The organism is Bacillus cereus group sp. MYBK30-2, assembly GCF_051915945.1.
GTDB lineage: Bacteria > Bacillota > Bacilli > Bacillales > Bacillaceae_G > Bacillus_A > Bacillus_A paramycoides.
Genome location: NZ_JBQAFR010000026.1, coordinates 1 through 593 on the forward strand (window position 1 = coordinate 1; position 593 = coordinate 593).

Here is a 593-nt window from a genome sequence, read left to right on the forward strand (position 1 = left end):
CCCGGCATGTCATATTGAAAATTGGAGCGGAAGACGGGATTCGAACCCGCGACCCCAACCTTGGCAAGGTTGTATTCTACCACTGAACTACTTCCGCAAGACATGTATGAGTTATTTTATTAAAAGTGCGGGTGAAGGGAGTCGAACCCCCACGCCAAAGGCGCCAGATCCTAAGTCTGGTGCGTCTGCCAATTCCGCCACACCCGCATATTTTATTAAAATGGTGAGCCATGAAGGATTCGAACCTTCGACCCTCTGATTAAAAGTCAGATGCTCTACCAACTGAGCTAATGGCTCGTACAATAAAAACTGGTGCCGGCTAGAGGACTTGAACCCCCAACCTACTGATTACAAGTCAGTTGCTCTACCAATTGAGCTAAGCCGGCTAAATGGTGGAGGATGACGGGATCGAACCGCCGACCCCCTGCTTGTAAGGCAGGTGCTCTCCCAGCTGAGCTAATCCTCCGAATTGCCTGGCAACTTCCTACTCTCACAGGGACAAGGTCCCAACTACCATCGGCGCTAGAGAGCTTAACTTCCGTGTTCGGTATGGGAACGGGTGTGGCCTCTCTGCCATCATTACCAGACTGTAT

At 50.9% G+C, this 593-nt stretch carries 5 tRNA genes and 1 rRNA gene; all 6 read right to left on the minus strand.

Going from position 1 to position 593, the window contains the following annotated elements:
* Positions 1-22: 22 nt before the first annotated feature.
* The 6 genes from ACTFQM_RS27275 to rrf all read right to left on the minus strand — a co-directional run bounded on the left by ACTFQM_RS27275 (position 23) and on the right by rrf (position 587).
* Positions 23-97: transfer RNA gene (locus ACTFQM_RS27275), tRNA-Gly, on the minus strand.
* Between the two features lie 29 nt (positions 98-126).
* A tRNA-Leu gene (locus ACTFQM_RS27280) sits at positions 127-207 on the minus strand.
* Between the two features lie 14 nt (positions 208-221).
* A tRNA-Lys gene (locus ACTFQM_RS27285) sits at positions 222-297 on the minus strand.
* A 13-nt stretch (positions 298-310) separates the two neighbouring features.
* Positions 311-386: transfer RNA gene (locus ACTFQM_RS27290), tRNA-Thr, on the minus strand.
* 4 nt (positions 387-390) lie between these two features.
* Positions 391-466: transfer RNA gene (locus tag ACTFQM_RS27295), tRNA-Val, on the minus strand.
* A 5-nt stretch (positions 467-471) separates the two neighbouring features.
* A 5S ribosomal RNA gene (gene rrf, locus ACTFQM_RS27300) occupies positions 472-587 on the minus strand.
* Positions 588-593: the final 6 nt, after the last annotated feature.